This window comes from Frankia sp. CcWB2 (assembly GCF_977927585.1).
The window spans coordinates 24,315-28,850 of record NZ_CDWRCM010000028.1; the positions used below are offsets into that span (position 1 = coordinate 24,315).

Sequence of the window (4,536 nt, forward strand, 5' to 3'; positions counted from 1 at the left end):
AGACCAGGAGCGTCCCGCTGTCCGTCACAGCTGAAGTACCCACGGATGATCTAACTCCCTACGAGCCACAAACCGCCCCCTCCACCCCCGGGTCCCCGGCGGCGCCGACCTTCGCGGAGCTCGGCGTGCGCGCCGAGACCGTCTCGGCGCTGACCGAAGCGGGCATCGTGCACGCTTTCCCCATCCAGGAGCTGACGCTCCCACTCGCCCTGGCCCGCAACGACATCATCGGGCAAGCCCGCACCGGCACCGGCAAGACCCTCGCGTTCGGCATCCCGGTGGTACAGACGGTGCTGGCGGCCGAGGAGGGTGCCGACGGCCGTCCACAGGCCCTCGTCGTGGTGCCCACTCGTGAGCTGTGCGTCCAGGTGACCGCGGACGTCACCCGCGCCAGCGCCCGCCGTGGCCTGCGGGTGCTGTCCGTCTACGGCGGGCGTGCCTACGAGCCGCAGTTGTCCGCGCTGCGCGCCGGGGTCGACATCGTCGTCGGCACGCCCGGCCGCCTGCTGGACCTCGCCCGCCAGCACGTGCTCGACCTGGCCAGCGTCGGCACCCTGGTGCTCGACGAGGCCGACGAGATGCTCGACCTCGGCTTTCTGCCGGACGTCGAGCGCATCATGTCGCAGCTGCCGACCGAGCGGCAGACGATGCTGTTCTCCGCGACCATGCCCGGCCCGGTCATCTCCCTGGCCCGGCGGTTCATGAAGCGGCCCGTGCACGTCCGCGCGGAACAGCCGGACGAGGGGCGCACGGTCCCGACCACCCGTCAGCACGTCTTCCGCGCCCACGCGCTGGACAAGATGGAGGTGCTGGCCCGGGTCCTGCAGGCCGGCGGCCGGGGGCTCGCCATGGTGTTCGTACGGACCCGGCGCACCGCGGACAAGGTCGCCGAGGACCTCGCCAAGCGCGGCTTCGCGGCCGCGGCGGTGCACGGCGACCTGGGCCAAGGCCAGCGCGAGCAGGCGCTGCGCGCCTTCCGCTCCGGCAAGATCGACGTCCTGGTCGCCACCGACGTGGCCGCCCGGGGCATCGACATCAACGGTGTCACCCACGTGGTCAACTACCAGTGCCCCGAAGACGAGAACGTCTACCTGCACCGCATCGGCCGCACCGGTCGGGCGGGCGAGAGCGGGGTGGCCATCACCTTCGTCGACTGGGACGACCTGCCGCGGTGGACGCTCGTCAACAAGGCGCTCGCCCTGCCGTTCGACGGTCCGGTGGAGACCTATTCCACCTCTCCCCACCTGTACGAGGCGCTCGGCATCCCGGCGGGCGCGAAGGGCACCCTGCCGCACGCGGCGCGGACCCGCGCCGGGCTCGCGGCCGAGGACATCGAGGATCTCGGGGAGTCCGGCCGCGGCGGGCGCCGCGGCTCGCGGACCGGGCGTGACCAGGACCGTTCCGAGCCGGCGGCGGTGCCGACCCGGACTCGCGCCCGTCGGCGCACCCGCGGCGGTGGTGCGGCGGCCGCGGCCTCGGGGCTGGCCATCGCCGCGGACCCGGCGGACCCGGTCGACGAGGACGGCCGGAAGGCCGGCCCACCCGTGGTGGACGGTGCCGGGCAGACCGGGCTGGTCGAGTTCACCGGGACCGCCCCGCTCACCGACACGGACACCGACACCGCCCGCGTCGTCTCCGCACTGGCCTCGGAGACGGGCGTCGAGGCCGAGGAGTCGCCCCGACGCCGGCACCGGCGTCGGGGCGACCGTGGCCGCGGCACGGGCACGATGCGGGAGGCCGGCGACGGTACCGAGGCCGCGGCCGACGCGCCGCCTCGAGCCGAGTCGGCCTGACACCCCGGCGGCCCCGCGTACCCGCGGGTGTCGCCGGCCCGCGGGTGTCGTCAGCCCGCGGGCCGAAAATGCAGACCCAACCGGACCCAGCTCAGCCGCCGGCACGAGGGACAGCGCACCAACGAGGGATGCCGGAGTCGGACCAGCGGTAGATGGACGCTCGGCGTCAGGACGCGCAGCGCGTGCCAGGCGCCGAGGGAGCTGGTCTGCCCGCATCGGGAGCAGCTGACGGTCAGGCTGGTGTTCGGCGGTGTCACGGGGCGAACGCCGCTATACAACGCACGCTTTCCATGCGCGTCCCGACCCACCGTCGATCTCGCGCGGACCGGAGTGATCACGGGAGCTCGGGTGCCACGCGGACGCAGCCGGTCGAACCCGGCCGTCGCCCGGTCCTGCGCCTGTCCCGGCGCCTGCGTCCCGCCCGGCACCCGGCCGGGTGTCCACCCGAGCTCGTTCACCGTCGACTCACACCCGCACCTCTCCGGCGCAGGCCGGTTCGCCGACCTGCGCCGGTGGGCGGGAATGGTCCCGCATGCCCACGGGCCGGCCGTCCCCCTCCCGAGGGCGTTGCCGCCGACCGGGCGAGGTGGTCCCCGGGCCGTCAACGGTTTCGGCGGCCTGCCCAACCGCGGTCCCGGCAGGGTCAGCGATGCCGGCGATGTCAGCGATGCCGGCGGCCGTGCCCACCCCCGCGACCCCGGCGATGGCCCGGGCATGCGACCGGTAGGCCTCGGCCCCCTTGGAGCGCCGTGCGGTCGTCAGGATGGACCGCCCCGTTCCCGGCGCCTCGGCGAAGCGCACCGAGCGGGCTACCGGCGGCGCCAGCACCGCGATGTCGTACCGGGCGGAGACGTCGGCGAGCACCGCCCGGCAGTGCGCCGTGCGACCGTCGAACAGGGTCGGCAGCACGCCGCGGACCCGCAGGCCGGGATTGGTCAGCCGCTGCACGTCGTGCAGCGTGTCCAACAGCTGGCCGACGCCGCGGTGGGACAACGTCTCGCACTGCAGCGGCACGATGACCTCGTCCGCCGCCGTCAACCCGTTGATGGTGAGCACGCCCAGGGAGGGCGGGCAGTCGATGAGGATGAAGTCATACTCGTCGACAATCTCGGCGAGGGCGAGCCGCAGCGCGTGCTCCCGCCCGGTGCGTGACAGCAGCACCGCCTCACAACCCGCCAGCTCGATGGTCGCGGGCAGCAGATCGGTGCCGTCCGGTGTCCTGGTGATGATGATGCCGGCGGACAACCGTCCCAGCAGGACGTCGTGCACCGACAGTTCGAGGGCATCCGGATCCAGCCCGAGCGAAAAGGTCAGACATGCCTGTGGGTCGAGATCGACCAGCAGGACCCGACGGTCCAGCTCGCACAGCGCGGCACCGAGACTCGACACGGAGGTCGTCTTGGCAACGCCGCCCTTCTGATTCGCAACAGCGAGTACTCGGGCCACACCGATCAGTGTGGGGGCGTGGCCGATCCGTCACAACACTTGACGGGCGAAAAGCTCGACGCGCCCCCGAGGCCACTCTGCAATCACCCTAAGTCGGGCACCGACCAACCATCCGCAACACCGGTAGATCCGGGCGTACCACTCGTCTCATCCGGGGTGCGCCGCCGGGCGCGGGTCAGCTCGAGGCGGGGGCGGCAGTCTGCACCACCTCGAACGACCACAGCGTGGCCGCGGTGGCCGCGGGGGCACCCTGCCCCCCCGCCGGGGCCCCGTGGCCCGCGGGAGCGCCCTGACCGGCCGCAGCCTGCCGGTGGCCCTCGCCGAACGCCTGCAAGGACTGCCACTTCTGGAAGTCCTCCTCGCTACGCCAACGGGTGTAGACGAGGTAGGTGTCCGTGCCCTCGATCGGGCGCAGCAGCTCGAACCATTCGAACCCGTCGGCCTGCTCCACCATGCCGGCGCGGCCGGCGAACCGCTTCTCCAGGATGTCTCGCAGCTCCGCGGGCACGGTCAATACGTTGATCTTAACAACGCTCATGTCTTCAACCGTAGTGCGCGGGATCCATCACCGCGCCGCTAGAGTCCCCCGACGTGCCAGGTCTTCCCCGTGCCGCCGTCCTCGGTCTCAATGCCGCCGGAACCGCCGCGACGATCACACTCGCCGACGGTGGGCTGATCGTCACCGCGTTCTCCGACGGCCCCACGCCGCCGCCGTCCCTCGCCGAACTCGCCACGCACGGTCTGACTGATCGTGTCGTCGCCGTTACTCCTAATACGTTACGCCTGGTCGGAGCCGCCACGCACGGTCCGCCTTTTGAGGTGCACGGCGGTCCCCACCCGGGTAACGAGGCACGCCCGGGTGACGCAGCCCACCCACTCGGCGTTTTCGAGGCCGTGGTGCTCACCGGCCCGGCGGCGCGGCTGGGTCCGGCCGGGACGGGCTCGGCCCGTTTCGGCGAGGTCTTCGATCTCGAGGTTCCCTGGCTGTTCCATGTCGCGGGTCCCGCGCAGCTCGCGGCTGCCCAGGCCCGGTGGATCGGGGAATACCTGCGCGGGCGGTACACGCCGCCGTCGCCCGATGAGATGGCCGCTCGCCCGCGACTGGCCGGCCGATCGCTGCGCGGCGGGGCACACGGTCAGCTGGCATCGCTGGACCGGGAGCTGCGCGCGGGGCATGCCCGGGCGGCCGAGGCCGGCTACCCGATGCCCCAGCCGCCTGGGACGACCCTCAACCCGGGATAGCCGGGGTGAGACGGGCAAGCCGCTCCGCCGCGGACTCCAGGGTCGTGAGTTTCTT

4 protein-coding genes are annotated in these 4,536 nt (G+C 72.8%); 2 read left to right on the forward strand and 2 right to left on the reverse strand.

The features are described from left to right. Positions 1-1,793, forward strand: a 1,793-nt coding sequence (locus tag ACY45C_RS05190; protein ID WP_462186505.1) for a DEAD/DEAH box helicase, incomplete at its 5' end; no start/stop codon positions are given. A gap of 465 nt (positions 1,794-2,258) precedes the next feature. Here the strand turns inward: ACY45C_RS05190 and ACY45C_RS05195 are convergent. Beyond that, positions 2,259-3,239, reverse strand: coding sequence for a ParA family protein (locus ACY45C_RS05195; protein WP_462186506.1), 981 nt, complete (start codon positions 3,237-3,239; stop codon positions 2,259-2,261). Positions 3,240-3,414: 175 nt separating this feature from the next. Then, on the reverse strand, positions 3,415-3,777 hold the full coding sequence (locus tag ACY45C_RS05200; protein ID WP_462186507.1) for an antibiotic biosynthesis monooxygenase family protein: 363 nt from the start codon (positions 3,775-3,777) through the stop codon (positions 3,415-3,417). Between the two features lie 53 nt (positions 3,778-3,830). Here ACY45C_RS05200 and ACY45C_RS05205 point away from each other — a divergent pair, with 53 nt between their 5' ends. Next, on the forward strand, positions 3,831-4,481 hold the full coding sequence (locus tag ACY45C_RS05205; RefSeq protein ID WP_462186508.1) for a hypothetical protein: 651 nt from the start codon (positions 3,831-3,833) through the stop codon (positions 4,479-4,481). Positions 4,482-4,536: the final 55 nt, after the last annotated feature.

What these genes read in the sequence shown, in the direction of transcription:
- ACY45C_RS05200 (WP_462186507.1), bottom strand. Translation starts at nt 3,777, where the DNA reads ATGAGCGTTGTTAAGATCAACGTATTGACCGTGCCCGCGGAGCTGCGA.